The organism is Pseudomonas sp. D5(2026) (assembly GCF_057766845.1).
This window is the reverse complement of sequence record NZ_CM173421.1, coordinates 1,109,421-1,133,695: the sequence shown is the minus strand read 5'-3', so window position 1 is coordinate 1,133,695 and position 24,275 is coordinate 1,109,421. Positions and strand designations below refer to the sequence as shown.

Here is a 24,275-nt window from a genome sequence, read left to right as displayed (position 1 = left end):
CGGCCCCCATCGTCCACTGGCCGTCATCCCTTTCCTACGGCATCATTGCAGAATTTGTCCGGCAGCCCCAAAGGACCGCCCATGAATCTGCCCCCCCGCCAACAACAAATCCTCGAACTGGTGCGCGAACGCGGCTATGTCAGTATCGAGGAAATGGCGCAGCTATTCGTTGTCACTCCCCAGACTATCCGGCGCGACATCAACCAGCTTGCCGAGCTCAACCTGCTACGCCGCTACCACGGCGGTGCGGCTTACGATTCAAGCATCGAAAATACCGCCTACGCCATGCGTGCCGACCAGATGCGCGACGAAAAACAGCGCATTGCCGACGCCGTGGCCCGACAGATTCCCGACCATGCCTCGCTGTTCATCAACATCGGCACCACCACCGAGTCGATTGCCCGGGCACTGCTCAACCACAGCCACCTGAAAGTCATCACCAACAACTTGCACGTGGCTGCGATCCTGGCCGCCAAGGACGATTTCGAAGTGCTGGTGGCGGGTGGCACGGTGCGCCGAGATGGTGGTGTAGTCGGCCAGGCCAGTGTCGATTTCATCAACCAGTTCAAGGTCGACTTCGCCCTGGTGGGCATCAGCGGTATCGACGAGGATGGCAGCCTGCTCGATTTTGACTATCAGGAAGTGCGGGTGTCGCAAGCCATCATTGCCAATGCCCGACAAGTGATCCTCGCGGCCGATTCCAGCAAATTCGGGCGCAATGCCATGGTGCGTCTGGGCTCGATCGACCTGGTCGACTGCCTGGTGACCGACCAGACACCGACCCCAACCCTTACCCAATTGTTGAACCAGAACAAGATCAGGCTTGAGGTGGTTTGAGGGCTGGCGGGTGCATACAGCCAGATATGTGGCGGCCGTGAGATCAAATGCGGCCCGCGCGGCGCATCGCGAGCGAGGCTCGCGCCTGCATCGTTTTCGGGCCAGTTATGCCTGAGACAGCGCGCGCGCCCAGAACCCTGGCCGCCCCTAAATTTTCGTAAATGTTCACTTCATTGTCATTTGATCAGTTTTTTCTATAGAGACTGACTGGCGACCGGCTTTCTGTTGCGCTAATATTTTCGCAAACGAACATCAATGTTCATATTCGATGTGAACAGCCCCAGGAGGCCTTGCCCGTGTCCCAGCCAGTTTCGTCCCAGCCCCCAACAGCCGACTGTTATGACCTTGCCGTGATCGGCGGTGGCATCAATGGCGTGGGCATCGCTGCCGACGCCGCTGGTCGCGGCTTGAAGGTCTTCCTTTGCGAAAAGGACGACCTGGCCCAACACACGTCGTCAGCCAGCAGCAAACTGATTCACGGTGGCTTGCGCTACCTGGAGCACTACGAATTTCGCCTCGTACGCGAGGCATTGGCTGAACGCGAAGTGCTGCTGGCCAAGGCGCCGCACATCGTCAAACCTATGCGCTTCGTGCTTCCGCACCGCCCGCACCTGCGCCCTGCCTGGATGATCCGCGCCGGCCTGTTCCTCTACGACCACCTGGGCAAGCGCAAGCGTCTGGGCGCCTCGCGTAGCCTGCGCTTCGGCCCGGGATACCCGCTTAAGCCAGCAATCACCCGCGGCTTCGAATACGCCGACTGCGCTGTCGATGACGCCCGCCTGGTGGTACTCAACGCCATGGCGGCACGTGAGCTAGGCGCACTTATCCACACCCGCACCCGCTGCTTGCGCGCCGAACGTGTAAAGGGCTTGTGGCAGGTAGAACTGCAGCACGCCGATGGCACCCTCCAGACGATCCATGCCCGCGCACTGGTCAACGCCGCCGGCCCGTGGGTGGCCAGCTTCATCAAGGACGACCTCAAGCTCGAGGCGCCTTACGGCATCCGCCTGATCCAGGGCAGCCACCTTATCGTGCCGCGCCTGTATGAAGGTGAACATGCCTACATTCTGCAGAACGAAGACCAGCGCATCGTCTTCTGCATCCCGTATCTGGACCGCTTTACCCTGATCGGCACCACTGATCGGGAATACAGCGGCGACCCGGCCGCGGTCGCCATTACCGAGCAGGAAACACACTACTTGTTGAAGGTGGTCAACGAGCACTTCAACCATCAACTGAGCCCAGCCGACATCCTGCATACCTACTCCGGCGTTCGACCGCTGTGCAACGATGAATCGGACAACCCTTCGGCAGTGACCCGGGACTACACACTCGCCCTTTCGGCGGACGAAGGCCAGGCACCGTTACTGTCTGTGTTCGGCGGCAAGCTCACCACCTACCGCAAGCTGGCCGAATCGGCCATGGCCGAACTCAAGCCCTTCTTCACCCAGATGCGCGGCGCCTGGACTGCCAGTGCGCCACTGCCGGGCGCAGAGGGCATGACAACGGTACAGGCGCTGATCGATGCCGTACTGGCACGTTGCGGCTGGTTGCCTGTTGACCTGGCCAAACGCTGGGTGCTCACCTACGGCAGCCGCGTGTGGCGGCTGCTTGATGGCGTTCACGGCCCCGAAGACCTCGGGCAGGCTATCGGCGCCGGGCTGTTCACCCGCGAGGTGGACTACCTGCTGGAGGAGGAATGGGCAGAGCAAACCGCTGACATTATCTGGCGTCGCACCAAGCTGGGCCTGTCGCTGACCGCGCAGGAGCAGATGGCCCTGGGGGCGTATCTGCAGCATGCCCGCAAGGTGCGCACAAATAGCCGCGCAGCCTGATACCGACGGTGAAGCCCTCTTGATTCGTCAAGGGGGCGTATTCGCCCAGCGCTCATAGGCTTCACGCGCCAACCGCGCCAGCAATGCCCGCTCGCTGCGATCGTAATCAGTTTTCAGTGCTTCACAGCGTTGCAGAAACTCGCTTTCGTTGATCACTTGCTCATCTACCTGAGCCTGCAGGGCTTCCATGCGCTGGTGCAGTGGCTGTACCAGTTCTTCAAATCGCTGCGCATGAAACTCTCGCGCGTATTGCTCCCAGAAAGGCCGCTGTGCCAACGAGGCTATCAGGGCATCCGTCGTCTCAGTTTGCAAAACCGCGTCCTGGACCCGCAGCACATCGCTGGTGGTTACGTTTGCAAAACCTGGGTAATGCATTTCGTCGAGCTCGATCGGCAAGCCCAAGGGACGCGCAAGCCGCTGTCGGTAAAAAAGCCGTGTCTCGATTTCATCGATATGAGGGGCGTGCTCGGCATGCATGCGTTGAACGTGTAAAGTCGCGTGACGGTCGACCTCGTCCAGGCGAAACAAACCACGCGCCAGGCTTAGCAAACGGGCTTCCATCCGACTGCCATGCGCGTCTTCGACGGCGCGCAGCACCAGAACCCCAAGCTCCATCTGCTCCAGCAACAGCAGCAGGCGGTCTTCACAACTGCGCCGGCCAGATGCCTCTAGAAACAACTGATGACGCAACTGCTCGTGCTGCTCACACGTTTCAAGAATTCGCCAGATTCGGCTGCGGTAATGCCCAGGGTGCTGTTCAAAGTCCTCACCATGGACGAAGTCTGCCAGAAAGCGGAACATTCCATCTGATTGCGGTTCCTCAAGCAGGGCTGTCCATATGGCCTGCTGGCGATCACGTTCAGCGTCGGCTGTACTGTTGGCCCAGGTATTGAAAAGGTCACTGTCAATGGCGCGATGGCGTGCGGACGCTGACCCCCACTGCCCCGGGGTCACACTTCGAGCCTCATCGAGCAGCAATGCGTCAGCTTCGCCAAGTGGATTATCGTGCAAGGACAACTGGTGCACCTGCAGGCGCAGCTGCTGCACCTCTCGGCGCAGTGTGCGGATGTTGTTGTTACGCAAGTCTATGTGGGCACGAAATGAAATCCGCTCAGGCAACGCCTCAAGGCCAGCAGAGCGCAAGTTGACTTCACGCAAATTGCCCAGGCGCGTCAGTACCGGCGCCCTTCCCAGCGGGTTGTGGCTGAGGTCGAGGTACCGCAGCGCGCTCATCCCGGCAAGACGCAACTCACCGGCCTCATCCATGATCACGCTGTTGCGACGCAGGTTTAGCTGCCGCAGGCGGGGCATATGTTCAATGCCGTGAGGGATCGCAGTCAGGCGATTGCCGGACAGGTCGAGCTCAATCAGGTTGGGAAAACGTCGAAGGAAGTCCCCATTGATTTCACCAAGGCGCAGGTCACTGAGGATCAGCCGTCGCACATGATCAAAGCTCACCCCCTCCGGTAATTCGGGCAGACTACCGATACGCTCTCCGCTGATGATAAGCGCGTAGTCCCCGGCCTCGTCGGTTATCTTACGCCGCCAGCTTCGCCGAACGGCAGTAGCGACCCGACGGCGGCGCAGCGCGTCCAGTGGGTTACTGGCATCCCTGCGCCATTGGCGCAGGCTCTGACGCAGGCGTGCCAACTGTCCCGTGAGCTGGCTGTAGTGCTCCCACAACCCTACTCGCCGCTCCATTAGGTCAAGCAGATAGGCTTGTAGCTCCCCGTCTGTCATAGTCGGAAACACTTGGTGGATACCACGCCCTATGGCACGCCGACTGCTCTCCCCTCGCCCACTCAAGGCATACCCGATACGCCCGTCCCCAAAACGGGTCGGGGGCCGCAGGCCAACGCCCAGACGGGGCATGCCACAGAGCTCAGCCGCTTGGGTACGATCACCGGCAGCGGCCTCGATCAACAACGAGCCCAGGGCACCTGGACTGACAGCGGCATCGCCGAGATCGGCTGTCTGCGTCTCGTCCAGCGCAGACAGCAGCGCCGCCAGGTAGGGGCCGGATGTGCCTTGGCCGGCATAGCGGTAGCCATCACCGCGGCGCACGATACACCGTACATCCTGCGCAGACTCAGCGCCGATACCGGCCAGATACCGGCCACTCGGGCTACCTTCGCGCAGTTCGATGCGCAGGGTGTCCGGCCATTTCAGCTGACGCTCGAGCAAGCCCAAAGCCAGGCGTTCGGTATCGGGATTGACGCAACGCGGCAGGCGCAAGCCGGCACAGGCCCTGTCCAGACGGCTTTCGCGCAGTGACCATCGTGCGCGCTCGGCCACTGCCAAAGGGATCCGCTGCGCGGTGCTGAGCGTATCGAGCTGCGCACCGCTGCATTGCTGAAGCAGCTCACGGGTACAACGAGCCGACAGGCCCGGGAAAGTGCGCCGCAATATCCGCTCGATGCCATTGGGCTGCACTTGCCGATCAGCAACGTACTGCGCCAGTCGCGGCGCGCTGAAGTCCGGGTGCAATTCATGTGCCTGATAAAGCTCCAGGGCATCGAGCAACCGTGCAGGTGCGCCCATGTGCTCGACGTGCAAACGGCGAACCTGCGCCTCACTCAGCCCTGTTACCTGGAGTAGGTAGTCGCATGTCGCTTCCGGTAGTTCTGCCAGGGGCGTACTCAGGCGGCGCACCAGATTGGCCCGCCCTTCCCAGTATTGGGGAGCTTCCAGTTCATGGCGCCAGCCGCCGGCGCCATTCTGCTCGATCACAGGCCGATAGGCACTGGCACGACCAGGGTGCAGGATCCTGGAGCGACCATCCTGCGGATCCTCCAACACTCGATAACAGCCCTCATCGAGGTGCCATAACCATTCCTGTGCGCCAGCACCACGCAAAGGTTCGGCATCGTAACCGGGTAGATCCGTGGCCATGAGCTTGACCTTGCCTGCGGAGTCGCACACCGGTACCAAGTCATCCACGAAGGCCAGCCGCTCAAGGGCACGCACGGCCACTTTGCTGCCGGCTGCGATCATCCCGCCGAGCACGACGTTCTCGGCAACATTGAACAGGTGGTTCAACGCCCCTTCGCGATCACCCATGCGCCAATCTTCATACCCTTCATACACTTCGTCAGCAATCTGAACCGCGTTTGCCACCAGCAGCACTTCGCCAAGCACAGGCACGAAGGCGCCCGCCACGTTCAGCAAATTCATGCCCAGCTCTTTGTAGCCCTGCATGCGCGCTTCGCGGTCTTCGTCATCTTCGACATCGGTGGGTACGGCGAGCACCTTGGCGTCATCCCTGATCTTGGCAAGGTGTTGCCGGCGCAGGTGTACGAACGGTGCGTCCGTGACCGGTGCAGAACGGGCGTCGAGTTCCACCCCGGCTGCCGATGCCTGCGCGACCCGTTCGTTCAATACCCGATAGAAATTGATGCGCTCACGCTCGGTAATGAAGCGCGCGAAAAAGCGCCGATAGTCCGGCGCACAAAAGCGCTTACCGAGGTAGTTGTCGAGTGCGTCCCAGCTGGCATGACGGGAGACGGGCTGATGAGGGTCATCGGGTATCCAGAGCACCACCGACTCCACTGCGCCATCAGCTGACGGACGCACTTCCAGCGTCAGCACGCCTTGAACCGGGCGGCCCAATAGGTACAACTGTCGGGGAACCACAGTGCCAACCAGCGCAGGCACTACCGGCTTTTCAGCAACAAGCGGCAACAGAAAAAAATATGTGCGCTCGTCAATGTCCTGCTTCAACGCGGCGACCCGCATCGCCACCTCGAAATGTGCCTTGAAACTCGCTTCGAAAAGCCCGTGCAAGCGGGAAACGGCCTGGCCCGGCTCATCCTCCGGGCCATCTTCAGGCTGTAGGTGGTGCGTGAGCAACGCCTGGTACTTGCCACCTGCGTCGACCTCGCGACATGCGGAGGCAAACGCGTGGAAGCTCATCGGCAGCCGGTTACCGTTGCCATCGACCAGTTCACCTTTGCGCATCAGCCCGGGGCGCGTCTCCCTGCGATGATAGTTATGCAGCGCCGCCTCCAGCAATGACCGCCTGGAGCGGCGAACATAGGTGGGCCGCAGCAGCGCAGGCGAAGCGCTGGGTAGCACCAGCCGCTGCGAGACCCGTACCTTCCAGCCCGTCACGTCCGGGTTGCTGATGCCGCTCTTGCGCAGCTTCGTTTTGAGCAACTCTGCCGCGTAGGCCTGCAAGGAAGGGATGGCCTGGAGGATCGGGCCAAGCCGAGCATTGCAGTGCGCCTGCCGACGCAGGGCATTACGTAACGCATCGAGCCTTTCCGGTTGCGCGTGGTCGACTAGCCATCCAGGCAAGTTTTGGGCAATCAGGCTATCGATGGAATCGTTCGGGGGCCGGTGCGGTGACATCTGTGGAACTCTCCAGGCAAAGAGCAGAGCACACTACGTCTGCGCCCTTGCCGCGCACTGCATAGTTACCACACGCGATACCTGAATGTGCGGCAGCCCACGCGTTCGGATAACCGAACGAGCAAACGCTATTTATTCGGCCTGGCGAACCCCGGAGAGATGTAGAGACTGTCAAGCGCGAGCAATACAAGCGGTTTAAGGTCGACAGCAGGGCTTGGCACGAGTCATGCTCTACACTTGGTAGCCGAATGCACCCGCTTCTTGCTGTATTCGTTGAACGAAGAGTCCGCCAACGGCTCCATAAAAAAAACAAACACGTCGAGGAAAATTTGATGCGTATCGTTCGTCAATTGCTGGGCGCAGCCATCGCGGCTGCAGTCATCGCTTCGCCGGCCATGGCCGAGGAGCTCACCGGCACCCTGAAGAAGATCAAGGAATCGGGCACCATCACCCTGGGGCACCGCGACTCCTCCATTCCATTTTCCTACCTGGCCGGCAAACCTGAGCCCGTCGGTTACTCGCATGACATCCAGCTGGCCGTCGTCGACGCGCTGAAGAAGCAACTGGGCACGGACATCAAGGTCCGTTACAACCTGGTCACCTCGCAAACCCGTATTCCGCTGGTGCAGAACGGCACCGTCGACCTGGAGTGCGGCTCCACCACCAACAACGTCGAGCGCCAACAACAGGTCGGCTTCTCGGTCGGCATCTTCGAAGTCGGTACCCGCCTGTTGACCAAGGTCAAGGACGGTCAGCCTGCATACAAAGACTTCCCGGACCTGGCCGGCAAGAACGTGGTGACCACCGCCGGTACCACCTCCGAGCGCATCCTCAAGGCGATGAACGCCGACAAGCAGATGAAGATGAACGTGATTTCCGCCAAGGACCACGGTGAAGCCTTCAACATGCTCGAAAGCGGCCGCGCCGTGGCCTTCATGATGGACGACGCCCTGCTCGCCGGTGAAATGGCCAAGGCGCGCAAGCCATCCGACTGGGTCATCACCGGTACGCCACAGTCGTATGAAATCTACGGCTGCATGGTGCGCAAGGAAGACGCTGCGTTCAAGAAAGCGGTCGACGACGCGATCATTGCCTACTTCAAGTCGGGCGAAGTCAACAAGAGCTACGACAAGTGGTTCATGCAGCCGATCCCGCCTAAAGGTCTGAACCTCAACTTCCAGATGAGCGAAGAGCTGAAAAAACTGATCGCCGAGCCAACCGACAAGGCTGCGGACGAGAAGAAGTCCTGATCCTCAGCAAATAGTGGCCTGGTGCTCACAAGCACGAATCAATTCTGCAGGCCACTCATTAGTGTCTAACCTTTCATCCGTGGGCGCCCTGCGCCCCCGGATGCTCGAAGGTGCCCGTGAAACAACCGTCTGAGGGGAAATCCCGATGAATTACAACTGGGACTGGGGCGTGTTCTTCAAGTCCACCGGCGTGGGCAGCGAAACCTATCTGGACTGGTACATCACCGGCCTGGGCTGGACCATCGCCATCGCCATCACCGCCTGGATCATCGCGCTGCTGCTGGGGTCACTCCTCGGCGTCATGCGTACCGTGCCGAACCGCCTGGTATCGGGTATCGCCACCGCCTACGTGGAACTGTTCCGCAACGTACCGCTGCTGGTGCAATTGTTCATCTGGTACTTCCTGGTACCCGACCTGCTGCCAGAAGGCTTGCAGGAATGGTTCAAGCAGGATCTCAACCCGACCACTTCGGCACTGATCAGCGTGGTCATCTGCCTGGGCCTGTTCACCGCCGCACGCGTCTGTGAGCAAGTGCGTACCGGTATTCAGGCACTGCCCAAAGGCCAGGAAGCTGCCGCCCGCGCCATGGGCTTCAGCCTCCCGCAAATCTACAACAATGTGCTGCTGCCGCAGGCCTACCGGATCATCATTCCGCCGCTCACCTCCGAGTTCCTCAACGTGTTCAAGAACTCCTCGGTGGCGTCGCTCATCGGCCTGATGGAGCTGCTGGCGCAGACCAAACAGACCGCTGAGTTTTCCGCCAACCTGTTCGAGGCGTTCACCCTGGCCACGCTGATCTACTTCACCCTGAACATGGGCCTGATGTTGCTCATGCGCATGATCGAGAAGAAAGTCGCCGTGCCTGGCCTGATCTCCGTGGGGGGCAAGTAAATGGAAATGGATTTCAGCGAAATCATCCCCGCCCTGCCAGCCCTCTGGGACGGCATGGTCATGACCCTCAAGCTGATGGTCATGGGAGTCATCGGCGGTATCGTGCTGGGCACCATACTGGCCCTGATGCGCCTGTCGTCGAGCAAACTGCTGTCGAACCTGGCCGGTGCCTACGTCAACTACTTCCGCTCGATCCCGCTGCTGCTGGTGATCACCTGGTTCTACCTGGCGGTACCGTTCGTGCTGCGCTGGATCACCGGCGAAGATACCCCGGTGGGTGCCTTCACCTCCTGCGTGGTCGCCTTCATGATGTTCGAGGCCGCGTACTTCTGCGAAATCGTCCGCGCCGGCGTGCAGTCGATCTCCAAGGGCCAGATGGGCGCCGCACAAGCGCTGGGCATGAACTACGCGCAGACCATGCGCCTGATCATCCTGCCCCAGGCCTTCCGCAAGATGACCCCGCTGCTGCTGCAGCAGAGCATCATTTTGTTCCAGGACACCTCGCTGGTGTATACCGTGGGCCTGGTCGACTTCCTCAACTCGGCTCGCTCCAACGGCGACATCATCGGGCGCTCCCATGAGTTCCTGATCTTCGCCGGCGTCGTCTACTTCATCATCAGCTTCTCCGCTTCGTGGCTGGTCAAGCGCCTGCAAAAAAGGATCACCGTATGATTTCCATCAAGAACGTCAACAAGTGGTACGGCGACTTCCAGGTACTGACCGACTGCAGCACCGAGGTCAAGAAAGGTGAAGTAGTGGTGGTCTGTGGCCCGTCGGGCTCGGGCAAGTCCACCCTGATCAAGTGCGTCAACGCGCTGGAGCCGTTCCAGAAGGGCGACATCGTGGTTGACGGCACCTCGATTGCCGACCCGAAGACCAACCTGCCCAAACTGCGCTCGCGGGTGGGCATGGTGTTCCAGCACTTCGAGCTGTTCCCGCACCTGACCATCACCGAAAACCTGACCATTGCCCAGCGCAAGGTGCTGGGCCGCAGCGAGGCGGAAGCCACCAAGAAGGGCCTGGCCCTGCTCGACCGTGTAGGCCTCAGTGCCCATGCCAAGAAGCACCCTGGCCAGCTCTCCGGTGGCCAGCAGCAGCGCGTGGCAATCGCCCGCGCCCTGGCGATGGACCCGATCGTCATGCTGTTCGACGAGCCCACCTCGGCACTGGACCCTGAAATGGTCAGCGAGGTGCTGGACGTGATGGTGCAACTGGCCCAGGAAGGCATGACCATGATGTGCGTAACCCACGAGATGGGCTTTGCCCGCAAAGTCGCCAACCGGGTTATCTTCATGGACAAGGGCAGCATCATCGAAGACTGCACCAAGGAAGAGTTCTTCGGTGACCAGAGCGCCCGCGACCAGCGCACCCAGCACTTCCTCAGCAAGATCCTGCAGCACTGACCCGGCCACAGCTTCCGCTGCCAGGCACCCACCAGGCAGCGGAAGCTGGTCGTTACAAGGCCACTGTGATGAAATGCGACCCCTCGCTACTTCGCCCTGCCAAGCCTGCCGTGAATTCCCGCCTGATCCGTCAATTGCTGTTACCGCCACTGATCATCCTGCTGATGGTCGGCCTGGGAATGGCTGGCTACCTGATCAGCGAGAGCAATGGTATCCGCACCCTCAGCGAAAACGGCGAACGCCAGCTGGAGCTGCACGCACGTACGGTCGAAAGCGAAATCAGCAAGTACACCTACTTGCCGAGCCTGCTGGAACTGGAAGACAGCGTCTCGCACCTGCTCACCGACCCGGACGGCGGCTCACGCCAGACGGTCAACGAATACCTTGAAGGCCTGAACCGTCGCAGCCGCAGTCGGGCCATCTTCGTCCTCGACACCAATGGCCGGGTGCAGGCCACCAGCAACTGGCGCGATGCCGACTCGTTCCTGGGTGAAGACCTGTCGTTCCGCGCCTACTTCCAGACAGCCGTGCGCGGCGAACCCGGGCGGTTCTACGGCATCGGCAGTACCACTGGCGAGGCCGGCTATTACCTGGCCCACGGGCTTGAGGAGCACGGCAAGATCATAGGCGTTGCAGTGATCAAAGTGCGCCTGGACACCCTCGAGGAGCGCTGGCAGCGCGCCCGCCTGGAAGCGTTCGTCAGCGACGAAAATGGCATCATCATCCTCTCCAGTGACCCGGCCCGGCGCCTTAAGTCGGTGCGCCCGCTGACCCCGCAAATCAAGGAGCGCCTGGCGCGAAGCCTGCAGTACTACTGGTGGCCGCTGAACGAACTGCAGCCTCTGGCCCGGGAGACCCTGGCCGACGGTGTGGAAAAACTGACCTTCCCCGCCAACACCGAAACCGCTCATGGCAAACCGCACGAAGTGGCCTACCTGGCGCAAACCAGGCGCCTGGTGGACACGCCCTGGCATTTCACCCTGCTGACCCCACTGCAAGACCTGCGTCGCGAATCCATGGTGCAGGGCATCCTGGTGGGCGTGGCCTTTGCCTTGCTGGCGATCCTCGGCATTGCCTGGAACGAGCGGCGCAAGGTGATCGCCACCCGCCTGGCGGCCCGCGAAGCCCTTGAAGAAGCCAACAGCCAGCTGGAGCGGCGGATTGCCGAACGCACCGCCGACCTGCGCGCCAGCAACGAACGCCTGAAGGGCCAGATTCGCGAGCGCCGGCATGCCGAGCAAACCTTGCGCCACGCCCAGGATGAGCTGGTGCAGGCGGGCAAGCTGGCCGCCATCGGGCAAATGTCCACCAGCATTGCCCACGAGCTGAACCAGCCACTGGCCGCGTTGCGCACCTTGTCTGGCAATACTGTGCGCTTCCTCGAGCGCGGGGCGCTGGAGACCGCCAGTACCAACCTGCGCACCATGAATGACCTGATCGACCGCATGGGCCGCATCACCGCCAGCCTGCGCTCATTTGCCCGGCGCGGCGATGACAGCGGCCAGGCTTCACTGGCCAAGGCGGTGGAGGCCACCCTGCAAGTGTTGGCCAACCGCATCAGTGCCTGTCACCTGAAATTGCACCACCAGTTCGAGGACCAGCAACTGGCCATCGACCAGACCCGCCTGGAGCAGATTCTGGTCAACCTGATCGGGAATGCCCTTGACGCCATGGCCGCGCAACCGCAGCCTGAGCTGTGGCTGGAAGGCGAGTTGCAGGGCGACAAGTACCGTTTGCAGGTGCGCGACAATGGCCATGGCATCGACGCCGAGGCGCGCAAGCACCTGTTCGAACCCTTCTTTACCACCAAACCGGGCGAGCATGGCCTGGGCCTGGGCCTGACCCTGTCGGCGAGCCTTGCCGCCGCCGCCAAGGGAAGCCTCAACGTCGAGCATCCCGCCACCGGCGGCACGGCCTTTGTCCTGGCCCTGCCTCTGGTTTCACCCCCTAGCGAATCGGCAGAGCATCCATGAACCAAGCGCCTCTTACCGTCCTGATCGTCGAAGACGACCCGCATGTGCTGCTCGGCTGCCAGCAGGCGCTGGCCCTGGAGGATATCGCCTGCGAGGGCGTAGGCAGCGCCGAACAGGCGCTGGAACGCATCGGCGACGATTTCGCCGGCATTGTCGTCAGCGATATCCGCCTGCCGGGTATTGATGGCCTGGAGCTGCTCAATCGCCTCAAGGCCCGTGACCGCAGCCTGCCAGTGGTGCTGATCACTGGTCATGGCGATATCGACATGGCCGTAGGCGCCATGCGTAACGGCGCCTATGACTTCATGGAAAAACCGTTCTCCCCCGAGCGCCTGGTCGACGTGGTACGCCGCGCGCTGGAACAGCGCGGGCTGTCACGCGAAGTGGTGGCCCTGCGCCGCCAGCTGGCCGAACAGAGCAGCCTGGAGGGACGCATCATTGGTCGCTCACCGGCCATGGAGCACTTGCGCGAACTGATCGCCAACGTCGCCGACACCTCAGCCAACGTGCTGATCGAAGGCGAGACCGGCACCGGCAAAGAGCTGGTCGCACGCTGCCTGCACGACTTCAGCCGCCGCCAGAGCCACCCGTTCGTGGCGCTGAACTGTGGCGGCCTGCCGGAAAACCTGTTTGAAAGCGAGATATTCGGCCACGAGGCCAACGCCTTCACCGGTGCCGGCAAACGCCGCATCGGCAAGATCGAACACGCCAATGGCGGCACGCTGTTCCTCGATGAAGTGGAGAGCATGCCGATCAACCTGCAGATCAAGCTGCTGCGCGTACTGCAGGAGCGCACTCTGGAGCGACTGGGCTCGAACCAGAGCATCCCGGTGGATTGCCGGGTGATCGCCGCGACAAAGGCCGATCTCGATGCCTTGGGCCAGAGCGGCCAGTTCCGCAGTGACCTGTATTACCGGCTGAACGTGGTAACCCTGGAGCTGCCGCCGCTGCGTGAGCGCCGTGAAGACATTCTGCAGTTGTTCGAACACTTCCTGCAGCAATCGGCCCTGCGCTTCGACCGCGAAACACCGACACTGGACAGCCAGACCCTGTCGCGCCTGATGGCCCATGACTGGCCGGGCAACGTGCGCGAGTTGCGTAACGTGGCCGAACGCTATGCCCTCGGCCTGCCAGCGTTCAAGAAAGGCCCCAGCGGTGGTGCCAACCAAGGCCTGCTTTTTGCCGAGGCGGTGGAAGCATTCGAACGCAACCTGCTCACTGATGCCCTGCAACGCACTGGCGGCAACCTGAGCCAGGCCAGCCAGGAGCTGGGCATGGCCAAGACCACGCTGTTCGACAAAGTGAAAAAATACGGCCTCGGCTGACTTGAACCCAAACTGGAAAGCCTGAGATCGGTGCAGCACCTGTGGGAGCGAGCAAGCCCGCGAAGCAGCCAGCGCAAATTCAGAGCCCAGCGATGTGCGTGACCGCTTGCCTATGCGCCTGCAAATAAGGCAACACCGCCCCCAGCAGCGGCGCCTTGAACGGCTCTTGAAAACGGTGCGCCAGCCCCGGGATCAAGCGCAATTGGCTACCCTGAATATGCGCCGCCAGGTGCACGCCATGCATCACCGGCAATAACGGATCAGCCGTACCGTGCACCACCAGGGTCGGCACTCGCAACTGGTTGAGCAACTCCACGCGACTCGGCTCGGCCAGTATCGCCATGATCTGGCGCTTGGCTCCGTCCGGGTTGAACGCCCGGTCGTAGGCCTGCGCCGCCTGATGCAGCAACACGTCACGGTCGTCGTGTACTTCCGGGCTGCCCAAAGCCGCCAGCAGGTCGGCCTGCTGCTCGATAGCCACTGCGCGGTTCGGCGCGCTGCGCCGGGCCAGCAACTGCACCAACGCCGGATCCGGTGCCGGCAAACCCGCAGCCCCTGAACTGGACATGATCAGCGTCAGGCTGCGCACACGCTCGGGCGCCATCGCCGCCAGATGCTGGGCAATCATGCCGCCCATGCTCACCCCCAATACATGAAACTGACGCACGCCCAACGCGTCCATCAGGCGCAAGCCGTCATCGGCCATATCAGTCAGCGTATAGGGCGCCGACACAGGCAGGCCCAGCTTGTAACGCAACAGTTCGAGCGTCAGGTTGGCGTGCGGTGGCACCTGGTTCCAGCGTGACAGGCCGACATCGCGGTTGTCATAGCGGATCACCCGAAAACCTTGTCGGCACAATGCCTCGACCACGTCGTCCGGCCAATGAATCAGCTGCCCGCCCAGGCCCATGACCAGCAGCAAGGCCGGGTCGCGTGGCGCACCGACGCTCTGGTACACCAGGCTGACGGCACCCAGTTCGGCACGCTGCACCGGCACATGGGCGTCACAGCGCTGTTCGGCGGAACTCGCCGGTACGCTCAGCAGGAAGAAAAGAAAAAGCCAAAAAGCCCGCATGAAAGAAACACCAGAATGCAGATCCCCAGTAGAGCGCGAGTCTGATGAATTCTGTTCGGGCGCGCTGCCACAGTTCGGTGACAGTTTCATGACTTCCGCCAGACGGTGCGACGATCGCCCAGTCGACAGATGCCGCATCATGAGGGAAACTCAACTCATTCCCTGTTTCTTCAATTCCACACCCCGGAGTCATCTGTGCTGGAGATCCGTCACCTGAAAACCCTTCATGCCCTGCGCGAAGCCGACAGCCTGGTGGAGGCCGCCGAACGCCTGCACCTGACCCAGTCGGCATTGTCGCACCAGTTCAAGGAGCTGGAAGAGCGCCTGGGCCTCCCGATTTTCGTGCGCAAGACCAAGCCGATCCGCTTCACCAGCGCCGGGCTGCGTCTGCTGCAACTGGCCGATGCCACCCTGCCGTTGCTGCGCGGTGCCGAACGTGACATCGCACGCCTGGCCGGCGGCACTGCCGGGCGCCTGCACATGGCTATCGAATGCCACAGCTGCTTCCAGTGGCTGATGCCGACCATCGACCAGTTCCGCGATGCCTGGCCGGAAGTGGAACTGGACCTGGCCTCCGGCTTTGCCTTCGCCCCGCTGCCGGCCCTGGCCCGCGGCGACCTTGACCTGGTGGTTACCTCCGACCCGGTGGACCTGGCAGGCATCACTTATGTGCCGCTGTTCACCTACGAGGCGATGCTGGCAGTGGCCAACCAGCACCCGCTGGCCAGCAAGCCTTACATCGTGCCGCAAGACTTGCTCGACCAGACGCTGATCACCTACCCGGTGGAGCGCGATCGCCTGGACATCTTCACCCGCTTCCTGGAGCCGGCCGATATAGAGCCAGCTGCCGTGCGCACCTCGGAGCTGACGGTGATGATGATGCAACTGGTGGCCAGCGGCCGTGGCGTATGCGGCATGCCGCATTGGGCGCTGCACGAGTACAGCTCGCGCGGCTATGTGAAGGGCAAACGCCTGGGCGAGAAAGGCCTGTTTGCCACGCTTTATGCCGCCGTACGCACCGACATGCTCGATGCCCCATATATGCGCGACTTTTTGCTGACGGCCAAGGACACCTCGTTCGCCACCCTCGACGGTGTCAGCGCGGTGCGTTGAGCGCCTGGCGATACAGCGGCAGGATCAAGTCGCGGGTCAGGGGGGCCAGTTGCATGACGGGCGCCTGATCTGCAGCCAGCCAGACCACCTCCTCGATCTCTGCGGCCGGCACCACGGCAGCGGCGCTGTCGACACGGAACAGTTCGGCTTGCACTTCGAAGCCGGGCTCGTTGGCGGCGGGGGCACTGAACTGGCCCAGGTGCATGGCCTGAGCCGGGTCGATGCGCAGGCCCAGTTCCTCGTGCAACTCGCGCACCAGCGCCTGTACCGGCGTTTCACCGGCATCGATCTTGCCGCCTGGCTGCATGAACGCCTCGGTGCCACGCTTGCGCACCAGCAGGGTGCGGCCCTGAGGGTCGATCAGCAGGGCGGCGGCGATGCGGATGATGTTGGGCATGGGTGAGCTCGCTGAAAAAATTGACTCGCGAGGATCCCATGGGGTCATTGGCCTGACAAGGCCGGTCATTCCTGTGCCGGCCTGACAGACGAGCGGCCCCTTGCCAACCCGTTGCACACCCTCCATAAACAACACATGAACCTGCCCGCCAAACACCACCCGGTGCTCGAGCTGTTCCATCCTGCCGTCAGCACCTGGTTCCGCCGCTACTTCGCCACGGTAACCGATGCCCAGGCCCAGGCCTGGCCATTGATCCACGCCGGGCAATCCATGCTGCTGGCCGCGCCGACCGGATCAGGCAAGACCCTGAGCGCTTTTCTGGCCGTGCTCGACGAACTGCTGCGCGAAGGCATGAAGCACCAGGGCGAGCTGCCCGCACAGACTCTAGTGATCTATATTTCACCTCTGAAGGCCCTGTCCAATGACATCCGTCTTAACCTGCAGGCCCCACTCGAAGGCATCAGCCAAGCCATCGCCGACCAAGGCCTGAACGCCCCACGTATCACTACGGCCGTGCGCACGGGCGACACACCGCAAAAGGAACGTGCCGCCATGCGCAAGCTGGCCCCGCACATTCTGGTGACGACCCCCGAATCGCTTTACGTGCTGATGGGCTCCGCTTCTGGCCGTGAAGGCCTGGCCAACGTGCACACCGTGATCGTCGATGAAATCCACGCCCTGGCCGGCAACAAGCGCGGCGCCCACCTGGCACTGACCTTGGAACGACTGCAAGCCTTGTGCAAAAGGCCACTGCGGCGTATAGGCCTGTCCGCCACGCAACGGCCGGTAGAGCGTGTGGCACAGTTTCTGGTCGGGAGCGGGCGTGCCTGCGCCATCGTCGATGTCGGCCATGCGCGCCAGCGCGATCTGGCTATCGAAGTGCCGCCAGTACCGCTGGGGGCAGTGATGGCTACCGACGTCTGGGGCCTCGTGTACGATCGTTTGGCCACCCTGGCCCGTGAACACCGCACCACGCTGGTATTCGTCAACACCCGGCGCCTGGCCGAGCGTATCACCCGCCACCTCAGCGACCGTCTGGGTAAAGAGGCGGTTGCCGCGCACCACGGCAGCCTGTCCAAGGAGCTGCGCCTGGATGCGGAGCAGCGGCTCAAGAGCGGCAAGCTCCAGGTGCTGGTAGCAACCGCATCGCTGGAGCTTGGCATTGATATCGGCGATGTCGACCTGGTTTGCCAGATCGCCTCGCCGGGCTCGATTGCCGCCTTCCTGCAACGGGTAGGCCGCGCTGGGCACCAGGTCGATGGTGTGCCAAAGGGGCGCCTGTTCCCCACCTCACGCGATGACCTGATCGAATGCGTTGCCCTGCTTGACTGCGTTCGCCAGGGCGAACTGGACGAACTGCACATCCCCCGGGCGCCACTGGATGTACTGGCCCAGCAGATCGTCGCAGAAGCCAGCAACCAGGCCTGGCACGAACAGGCTCTGCTGGATTGCCTACGCCAGGCTACACCTTACGCCGAGCTCGATCAGCACCATTACCAGGCCCTGCTGCGCATGCTCGCCGAGGGCTACAACGGCCGCCAGGGTGTGCGCAGTGCCTACTTGCACCGTGACGTAGTGACCGGCACGCTGCGTGGCCGACGTGGCAGCCAACTGACTGCGCTGACCAGCGGCGGCACTATCCCCGACAACGCTGACTACGCCGTGTTACTGGAACCGCAGGCGCTGAACATTGGCAGCGTCAATGAAGACTTTGCCGTGGAAAGCATTGCCGGCGATATTTTCCAGCTGGGCAACGCCTCGTATCGCATTCTGCGCGTAGAGCCGGGCCGGGTGCGGGTAGAGGATGCTCACGGCCTGCCGCCGACCATTCCGTTCTGGCTGGGTGAAGCGCCGGGGCGCAGTGACGAGCTGTCTGCCGCCGTAGCCCGATTGCAGGCGCGAATAGACCAGCAACTGGCGCAGGCAGGCGGCGACACGGTCGAGGTACTGGCCTGGTTGCAGGCGACCTTCGAACTGGACGAAGCCAGTGCAGGCCAGTTACTCGACTACCTGGCCCGCACCCGTGAAGTGCTTGGCGCCCTGCCCTCGCAGGATACGCTGGTGATGGAACGCTTTTTCGATGAGTCCGGCGGGACCCAACTGATCATTCATTCGCCCTACGGCAGCCGTATCAACCGCGCCTGGGGCCTGGCCCTGCGCAAACGCTTCTGCCGCACCTTCAACTTCGAGCTGCAGGCTGCCGCCAGCGAGGACGCCATCGTGTTGTCACTGTCGACCAGCCACAGTTTCGAGCTGGACGAAGTGTGGCGTTACCTGAACAGCCGCAGCGCCGAGCCGATCCTCATCCAGGCCCTGCTCGATGCACCGCTGTTCGGCGTGCGCTGGCGCTGGAACGCAGGCGTGGCCATGGCACTGCCGCGCTTTGTGGGCGGACGCAAGGTGGCACCACAAATCCAGCGCATGAAAAGCGAAGACCTGATTGCCGCTGTGTTTCCCGACCAGATCGCCTGCCTGGAGAACATCGTCGGCGAGCGGCAGATTCCCGACCACCCGCTGGTCGAGCAAACCCTCGACGACTGCCTGCACGAAGCAATGGACAGCGAAGGCTGGCTGGCCCTGCTGCGGCGCATGGAAAGCGGCGCAGTGCGCTTGCTGTGCAGGGACTTGCCCGCCCCCTCGCCGCTGGCATCAGCGATTCTCAACGCCCGGCCTTATGCCTTTCTGGACGATGCACCACTGGAAGAACGACGTACCCAGGCGGTACTCAACCGGCGCTGGAACGACGTGCACAGTAGCGACGACCTGGGCGCACTGGACGCTGATGCCATTGCTGCCGTCGCGGCCGAGGCCTGGCCACAGCCGGCCAATCCCGACGAAATGCACGAAGCATTGATGAGCCTGGGTGCCATCGGTCAGATCGAGGTAGATGCCAACCCCTGCTGGGATTTGTTGCTAAGGCAGCTGGCCAAGGCCGGGCGTGCCTTGCGTCTGCCCGATGACAAGCTCTGGTTGGCCCGCGAACGCCTGAGCCTGCTGCTGGCACTGTACCCCACAGCGCACAGGGAGCCAGCGTTCGAACGGCTCGCTGGCTTCGACCAGCCCATCGAACCCGACAACGCACTGAGCGAACTGCTGCGCGCCCGCCTGAGCGGCCATGGCCCGCAGCCCCTGGCGCAAATCGCTGCGCCTTTGGGCAAACCGGTAACCGATATCGAGCAGGCTCTGGCCCGCCTGGAAGCCGAAGGCTATGTGCTGCGCGGGCATTTCAGCCCAGGTACAACTGACTTGCAATGGTGCGAACGCCACTTGCTGGCACGCATCCACCGCTACACGGTCAAACGCCTGCGCCGCGAGATCGAACCGGTCAGCCTGCAAGACTTCATGCGCTTTCTGTTCGATTGGCAGCACCTGGCGCCTGACGAGCGCCTGCGTGGTCCGCAGGCGGTGGCCGAAGTGCTGGTCCAGCTACAAGGGTTCCCCAGCGCCGCAGCAGCCTGGGAGGCGGAACTGCTGCCGGCGCGTATCAAAGACTACAGTCCGCACTGGCTCGATGAAGCCTGCCGAAGCGGGCAGTTTGCCTGGAGCCGGCTGGCGGCAACAGTGGCGAGCAGCACGTTGACCAGTACCCCACTGGTGCTGCTGCCGCGGGAGCAGTTGAACACGTGGCGCAGTCTGGCGCCCGCACCTGCTGTCGACGCCCTTGGCCTACGTGCGCAACGTGTGCACGAAGCGCTGAAAACCCTGGGGGCGCTGTTCTTCGATGAACTGGCACATGAAGCACATCTGCTGCCCAGTGAACTGGAAACTGCACTGCAGGAGCTAGTGGGCTCAGGCCTGGTCGGGGCGGACAGCTTCACTGGCTTGCGCAGCCTTATCACGCCTGCAACCAAGCGCAGCTCACGTAACAGCCGCCGTGGCCACCCGCCACTTTCCAGCAGCATGGCACATGCCGGGCGCTGGTCACTGCTGCGCCGCAGCGTTGCGCCACCGGAGCACGACCAGCGCCTGGAGCACATTGCCCGCACGCTGCTGCGCCGCTATGGCGTGATCTGTTGGCGCCTGTTGGCGCGCGAGAGTGATGTACTGCCGCCCTGGCGTGAGCTGCTGCGCTGCTACCACCGATTGGAAGCACGTGGCGAAATCAGGGGCGGGCGCTTCATTGCCGGGCTGGCCGGTGAACAGTTCGCCTTGCCTGAGGCGGTAGTATTGCTGCGGCAAGTGAGACGACGTGAACCGGACGGAACGCTGCAGGTGGTGAGCGCCAGTGACCCGCTGAACCTGATCGGCTCGTTGCTGCCGGGGGCGAAAGTGCCGGCAGTGATTGGCAACCGGCTTCTGTATCGCGACGGAATACCGGTGGCGGTGCGGATGGCAGGGCGTTACGCGTATCTGATCGAGGCGTCCGCACAGGAGCAGGAAAGCTGGCGGCAAAAACTGCTGCGCGACACCCTGTAGGAGCGGGTTTACCCGCGAATATGGTAGCGGCGGCAACGGTGAACGGCGGGTGGAGATTGCCCGGCAGGCCCGACCCTTCGCCGGTAAACCCGCTCCTACAGCGGTTGGCGTTGCGCCCAGGCAATTTGGCTCGGGTCGAGAATGATTTGCGCTACCCCGATTTTATTTTGCAGTGCCCGGCAACTTGGCTATGGTCGGGGTTTGCCCCCAGGCCCTGAGCCTGACCGAGCCATCGCAAGGACCCTGTATGAGCCTGTCACTTCTCAGTCGTTATGCCTTCTTCGCCGCCTGTGTGCTGTTCACTCTGGCGAGCATCCCCTTCAGCCACCACGAATGGTTGTGGCCGTTCACCCTGACCACTGGCATCCTCAGCCTGGTCGGCCTGTTCGACCTGCTGCAGCAGCGCCACGCCGTACGCCGCAACTACCCGGTTCTTGGCAACATCCGCTATCTGGTCGAGGCCATTCGCCCGGAAATCCGCCAGTACCTGCTGGAGTCCGACAGCGATGCTCTGCCATTCTCCCGCGCCCAACGCTCGCTGGTGTATGCCCGGGCGAAGAACGAAGCCTCGGACAAACCTTTCGGCACCCTGATCGACGTATATGAATCCGGTTTCGAGTTTATCGGCCACTCGATGCGCCCGGCACCGCTGGCCGACCCGGCCAGCTTCCGCGTTATCGTTGGTGGGCCGCAGTGCAGCCAGCCGTATTCGGCCTCGATCTTCAACATTTCGGCCATGAGTTTCGGCTCGCTCAGTGCCAATGCCATCCGTGCGCTCAACCAGGGCGCCAAGCTGGGCAACTTCCACCACGACACCGGCGAGGGCAGCATCAGCCCTTACCATCGCGAGCACGGCGGTGATCTGGTGTGGGAACTGGGCAGCGGCTACTTCGGGTGCCGCACGCCGGATGGGCGCTTCGATCCCGAACGCTTCGCCGCCCAGGCGCGCAGCCCTCAGGTGCGCATGATCGAGATCAAGATGAGCCAGGGCGCCAAGCCCGGCCACGGCGGCATATTGCCCAAACACAAGGTTACCCAGGAAATTGCCGAAACCCGTGGCGTGCTGATGGGCGAGGATTGCATCTCCCCGTCGCGCCACAGCGCCTTCTCGACACCGATCGAAATGATGCAGTTCATCGCCCAGTTGCGTGAACTGTCCGGCGGCAAGCCGGTGGGTTTCAAGTTCTGCCTGGGTCACCCGTGGGAATTCATGGGCATCGCCAAGGCCATGCTGGAAACCGGCATCCTGCCCGACTTCATCGTCGTCGATGGCAAGGAAGGCGGCACCGGCGCAGCGCCTGTGGAGTTCACCGACCATATCGGGGTGCCACTACGTGAAGGCCTGCTGTTCGTGCACAACACCCTGGTCGGCCTGAACCTGCGCGACAAAATCAAGCTGGGCGCCAGCGGCAAGATTGTCAGCGCCTTCGACATCGCCAGCGTGCTGGCCATTGGCGCCGACTGGGCCAACTCGGCACGCGGCTTCATGTTCGCCATCGGCTGCATCCAGTCGCAAAGCTGCCACACCAACAAGTGCCCGACCGGCGTGGCCACGCAAGATCCGCTGCGCCAGCGTGCGCTGGTGGTGCCCGACAAAGCCCAGCGGGTGCTGAACTTCCATCACAACACGTTGCGTGCCTTGGCGGAAATGCTCGCGGCGGCAGGCCTGGAGCACCCGGCTCAACTGGAGGCCAAGCACCTGGTGCGGCGCATTTCGGCCACCGAGATCAAGCTGTTCTCGCAGATGCATGTGTTCTTGAAGCCAGGTGAGTTGCTGACCGGCGAGGTGAACGGGCAGTTCTATTCGCGGATGTGGCAACTGGCCCGGGCGGACAGTTTCGAGCCGCACAGCGAAGTGGCGGCCTGACGGAACGCTGGGGCCGCAAAGCGGCCCCACGTCAGATCAGGAGGCGGTACTCGTCGCACCTTGTGCGTCTTTCGGCGCCAGGCGGAGCGTGTAATACAGCACCGTCAGCAGCACCAGGAACGCCGGGCCGATGTACAGGGCCACACGCGTATCCTCGAAGTACGCCATCAGCCCGACCACCAGCACCAGGAAGGCCAGCGCCAGATACGAGCTCAGCGGCCACAGCCACATGCGGTACTTCAGTGCCTTGCGCTCGGCAGTGGTAAGGCCGGCGCGGAACTTCAGCTGTGCCAGCAAGATCATCACCCAGGTCCAGATCGCACCGAAGGTGGCGATCGAGGTTACCCAGACGAAGACCTTTTCAGGCACCAGGTAGTTGGCCAGCACGCCCAACAGCAACGCGCCGATCGACAGCAGCAGCGCATTGCGTGGCACGCCGTTCTTCGAGGTACGGGCGAAGGCCGCCGGGGCCTGGCCGTTCTGCGCCAGGCTATAGAGCATGCGCCCGGTGCTGAAGATGCCGCCGTTGCACGACGAAAGCGCCGCTGTGATGACCACGAAGTTGATGATGCCGGCGGCGGTCTTGATGCCGAGACGCTCGAAGGTCATGACGAACGGGCTGCCCTGACTGCCGATTTCGCTCCACGGATAAATCGACAGGATCACGAACAACGCGCCGACGTAGAACAGCAGGATGCGCCAGAACACCGAGCCGATGGCCTGCGGAATGGTCTTTTGCGGGTTGCGTGCTTCACCTGCGGTGAGGCCGATCATTTCCACGCCCAGGTAGGCGAACATCACCATCTGCAGCGACATCAGCACGCCAGTCACACCATTGGGCATGAACCCGCCGTTGCTCCACAGGTTGGAGATACCGACTGCGACACCGTCATTGCCAAAGCCGAAGGCAATGATGCCGATGCCGCCAAGAACCATGGCGATGATGGTGACGATCTTGATCAGCGCGAACCAGAACTCGAACTCACCAAAAGCCTTCACCGCCACCAGGTTGACCGCGCCCATGCTGCCCAGCGCCGCCAGGGCCCAGATCCAGCGCGGTACGTCGGGGAACCAGATGCCCATGTAGATGGCCACTGCAGTAATTTCGGCAACACAGGTCACCAGCCACAGGAACCAGTAGTTCCAGCCGGTCAGGAAGCCCGCCAATGGGCCGAGGTAATCCTGGGCATAACGGCTGAAAGAGCCGGCGACAGGGTTGTGCACGGCCATTTCACCAAGCGCGCGCATGATCACCAGGATGGCCAGGCCACCGATGATGTAGGACAACATGATGGCCGGGCCGGCCATTTCGATCGCCTTGGCCGAACCGAGGAAAAGACCGACACCGATACAGGCGCCCAGCGCCATCAGGCGGATGTGCCGTTCGCCCAGTTCACGCTTGAGCGGGCCGCCTTCAGTGGCCTGGCCGTGGGCAGAGTGGTTGCCGACTGGCATAGCAATACAACCTCATTTTGTTATTGGATTTGACCTCCGTGCAGCCGCGACCATGCCGATAGGCGTGGCGTTGGCTTGCCAGGCCGG

General features: G+C 62.4%; 15 protein-coding genes. 11 read left to right on the top strand and 4 right to left on the bottom strand.

What is annotated here, in order from left to right:
* The first annotated feature begins 81 nt into the window (after positions 1-81).
* On the top strand, positions 82-837 hold the full coding sequence (glpR, locus tag AC3B5Q_RS05215) for a DNA-binding transcriptional repressor GlpR (RefSeq protein WP_021781962.1): 756 nt from the start codon (positions 82-84) through the stop codon (positions 835-837).
* Positions 838-1,133: 296 nt separating this feature from the next.
* Entirely contained in the window at positions 1,134-2,672 is a 1,539-nt protein-coding gene (glpD, locus tag AC3B5Q_RS05210) for a glycerol-3-phosphate dehydrogenase (protein WP_367250696.1), read from the top strand.
* A 27-nt stretch (positions 2,673-2,699) separates the two neighbouring features.
* Here the strand turns inward: glpD and AC3B5Q_RS05205 are convergent, their stop codons facing one another.
* Positions 2,700-7,022: an NEL-type E3 ubiquitin ligase domain-containing protein gene (locus AC3B5Q_RS05205; protein ID WP_279934804.1), complete on the bottom strand. Its 4,323-nt coding sequence runs from the start codon at positions 7,020-7,022 to the stop codon at positions 2,700-2,702.
* 332 nt (positions 7,023-7,354) lie between these two features.
* On the opposite strand from AC3B5Q_RS05205, the gene AC3B5Q_RS05200 reads away from it, so the two are divergent.
* The 6 genes from AC3B5Q_RS05200 to aauR all read left to right on the top strand — a co-directional run bounded on the left by AC3B5Q_RS05200 (position 7,355) and on the right by aauR (position 13,865).
* Positions 7,355-8,272 carry a glutamate/aspartate ABC transporter substrate-binding protein gene (locus tag AC3B5Q_RS05200; RefSeq protein ID WP_021781959.1) on the top strand — a complete coding sequence of 306 codons (918 nt, stop codon included), beginning with the start codon at positions 7,355-7,357 and terminating at the stop codon, positions 8,270-8,272.
* Between the two features lie 145 nt (positions 8,273-8,417).
* Positions 8,418-9,164: an amino acid ABC transporter permease gene (locus AC3B5Q_RS05195; protein ID WP_021781958.1), complete on the top strand. Its 747-nt coding sequence runs from the start codon at positions 8,418-8,420 to the stop codon at positions 9,162-9,164.
* Entirely contained in the window at positions 9,165-9,836 is a 672-nt protein-coding gene (locus tag AC3B5Q_RS05190) for an amino acid ABC transporter permease (RefSeq protein ID WP_021781957.1), read from the top strand.
* Positions 9,833-10,567, top strand: a complete 735-nt coding sequence (locus AC3B5Q_RS05185) for an amino acid ABC transporter ATP-binding protein (RefSeq protein ID WP_021781956.1) — start codon at positions 9,833-9,835, stop codon at positions 10,565-10,567. The genes AC3B5Q_RS05190 and AC3B5Q_RS05185 overlap by 4 nt, the downstream gene beginning before the upstream one ends.
* A gap of 68 nt (positions 10,568-10,635) precedes the next feature.
* Complete coding sequence (gene aauS, locus AC3B5Q_RS05180; RefSeq protein ID WP_021781955.1) at positions 10,636-12,540, top strand: two-component sensor histidine kinase AauS; 1,905 nt, start codon at positions 10,636-10,638, stop codon at positions 12,538-12,540.
* Positions 12,537-13,865, top strand: coding sequence for a two-component response regulator AauR (gene aauR, locus AC3B5Q_RS05175; protein WP_003254975.1), 1,329 nt, complete (start codon positions 12,537-12,539; stop codon positions 13,863-13,865). The genes aauS and aauR overlap by 4 nt, the downstream gene beginning before the upstream one ends.
* A gap of 79 nt (positions 13,866-13,944) precedes the next feature.
* Here aauR and AC3B5Q_RS05170 read toward each other — a convergent pair whose 3' ends face one another.
* On the bottom strand, positions 13,945-14,940 hold the full coding sequence (locus AC3B5Q_RS05170) for an alpha/beta fold hydrolase (RefSeq protein WP_103470097.1): 996 nt from the start codon (positions 14,938-14,940) through the stop codon (positions 13,945-13,947).
* 195 nt (positions 14,941-15,135) lie between these two features.
* Here AC3B5Q_RS05170 and metR point away from each other — a divergent pair, with 195 nt between their 5' ends.
* On the top strand, positions 15,136-16,053 hold the full coding sequence (gene metR, locus AC3B5Q_RS05165) for a transcriptional regulator MetR (RefSeq protein WP_021781953.1): 918 nt from the start codon (positions 15,136-15,138) through the stop codon (positions 16,051-16,053).
* Here the strand turns inward: metR and AC3B5Q_RS05160 are convergent.
* The gene (locus AC3B5Q_RS05160; protein WP_021781952.1) at positions 16,037-16,450 is read right to left on the bottom strand and encodes an NUDIX hydrolase; all 414 of its coding nucleotides are present in this window, start codon (positions 16,448-16,450) and stop codon (positions 16,037-16,039) included. The genes metR and AC3B5Q_RS05160 overlap by 17 nt on opposite strands.
* 135 nt (positions 16,451-16,585) lie before the next feature.
* Between AC3B5Q_RS05160 and AC3B5Q_RS05155 the strand changes: the two genes are divergently transcribed.
* Both AC3B5Q_RS05155 and AC3B5Q_RS05150 read left to right on the top strand, forming a co-directional pair.
* Positions 16,586-20,866, top strand: a complete 4,281-nt coding sequence (locus AC3B5Q_RS05155) for a DEAD/DEAH box helicase (protein WP_488392870.1) — start codon at positions 16,586-16,588, stop codon at positions 20,864-20,866.
* Positions 20,867-21,113: 247 nt separating this feature from the next.
* Entirely contained in the window at positions 21,114-22,733 is a 1,620-nt protein-coding gene (locus AC3B5Q_RS05150) for an FMN-binding glutamate synthase family protein (protein ID WP_028697979.1), read from the top strand.
* 36 nt (positions 22,734-22,769) lie between these two features.
* On the opposite strand, the gene AC3B5Q_RS05145 is transcribed toward AC3B5Q_RS05150, so the two are convergent.
* Positions 22,770-24,188: an amino acid permease gene (locus AC3B5Q_RS05145; protein ID WP_103443562.1), complete on the bottom strand. Its 1,419-nt coding sequence runs from the start codon at positions 24,186-24,188 to the stop codon at positions 22,770-22,772.
* Positions 24,189-24,275 lie beyond the last annotated feature (87 nt).

Excerpts from the sequence above, each read along its gene's own strand:
- AC3B5Q_RS05160 (WP_021781952.1), bottom strand. The coding sequence starts at position 16,450 with ATGCCCAACATCATCCGCATCGCCGCCGCCCTGCTGATCGACCCTCAG.
- AC3B5Q_RS05195 (WP_021781958.1), top strand. The coding sequence starts at position 8,418 with ATGAATTACAACTGGGACTGGGGCGTGTTCTTCAAGTCCACCGGCGTG.
- AC3B5Q_RS05185 (WP_021781956.1), top strand. The coding sequence starts at position 9,833 with ATGATTTCCATCAAGAACGTCAACAAGTGGTACGGCGACTTCCAGGTA.
- AC3B5Q_RS05145 (WP_103443562.1), bottom strand. The coding sequence starts at position 24,188 with ATGCCAGTCGGCAACCACTCTGCCCACGGCCAGGCCACTGAAGGCGGC.
- AC3B5Q_RS05190 (WP_021781957.1), top strand. The coding sequence starts at position 9,165 with ATGGAAATGGATTTCAGCGAAATCATCCCCGCCCTGCCAGCCCTCTGG.
- aauS (WP_021781955.1), top strand. The coding sequence starts at position 10,636 with ATGAAATGCGACCCCTCGCTACTTCGCCCTGCCAAGCCTGCCGTGAAT.
- AC3B5Q_RS05150 (WP_028697979.1), top strand. The coding sequence starts at position 21,114 with ATGAGCCTGTCACTTCTCAGTCGTTATGCCTTCTTCGCCGCCTGTGTG.
- AC3B5Q_RS05205 (WP_279934804.1), bottom strand. The coding sequence starts at position 7,022 with ATGTCACCGCACCGGCCCCCGAACGATTCCATCGATAGCCTGATTGCC.
- AC3B5Q_RS05155 (WP_488392870.1), top strand. The coding sequence starts at position 16,586 with ATGAACCTGCCCGCCAAACACCACCCGGTGCTCGAGCTGTTCCATCCT.
- AC3B5Q_RS05170 (WP_103470097.1), bottom strand. The coding sequence starts at position 14,940 with ATGCGGGCTTTTTGGCTTTTTCTTTTCTTCCTGCTGAGCGTACCGGCG.
- aauR (WP_003254975.1), top strand. The coding sequence starts at position 12,537 with ATGAACCAAGCGCCTCTTACCGTCCTGATCGTCGAAGACGACCCGCAT.
- glpR (WP_021781962.1), top strand. The coding sequence starts at position 82 with ATGAATCTGCCCCCCCGCCAACAACAAATCCTCGAACTGGTGCGCGAA.
- AC3B5Q_RS05200 (WP_021781959.1), top strand. The coding sequence starts at position 7,355 with ATGCGTATCGTTCGTCAATTGCTGGGCGCAGCCATCGCGGCTGCAGTC.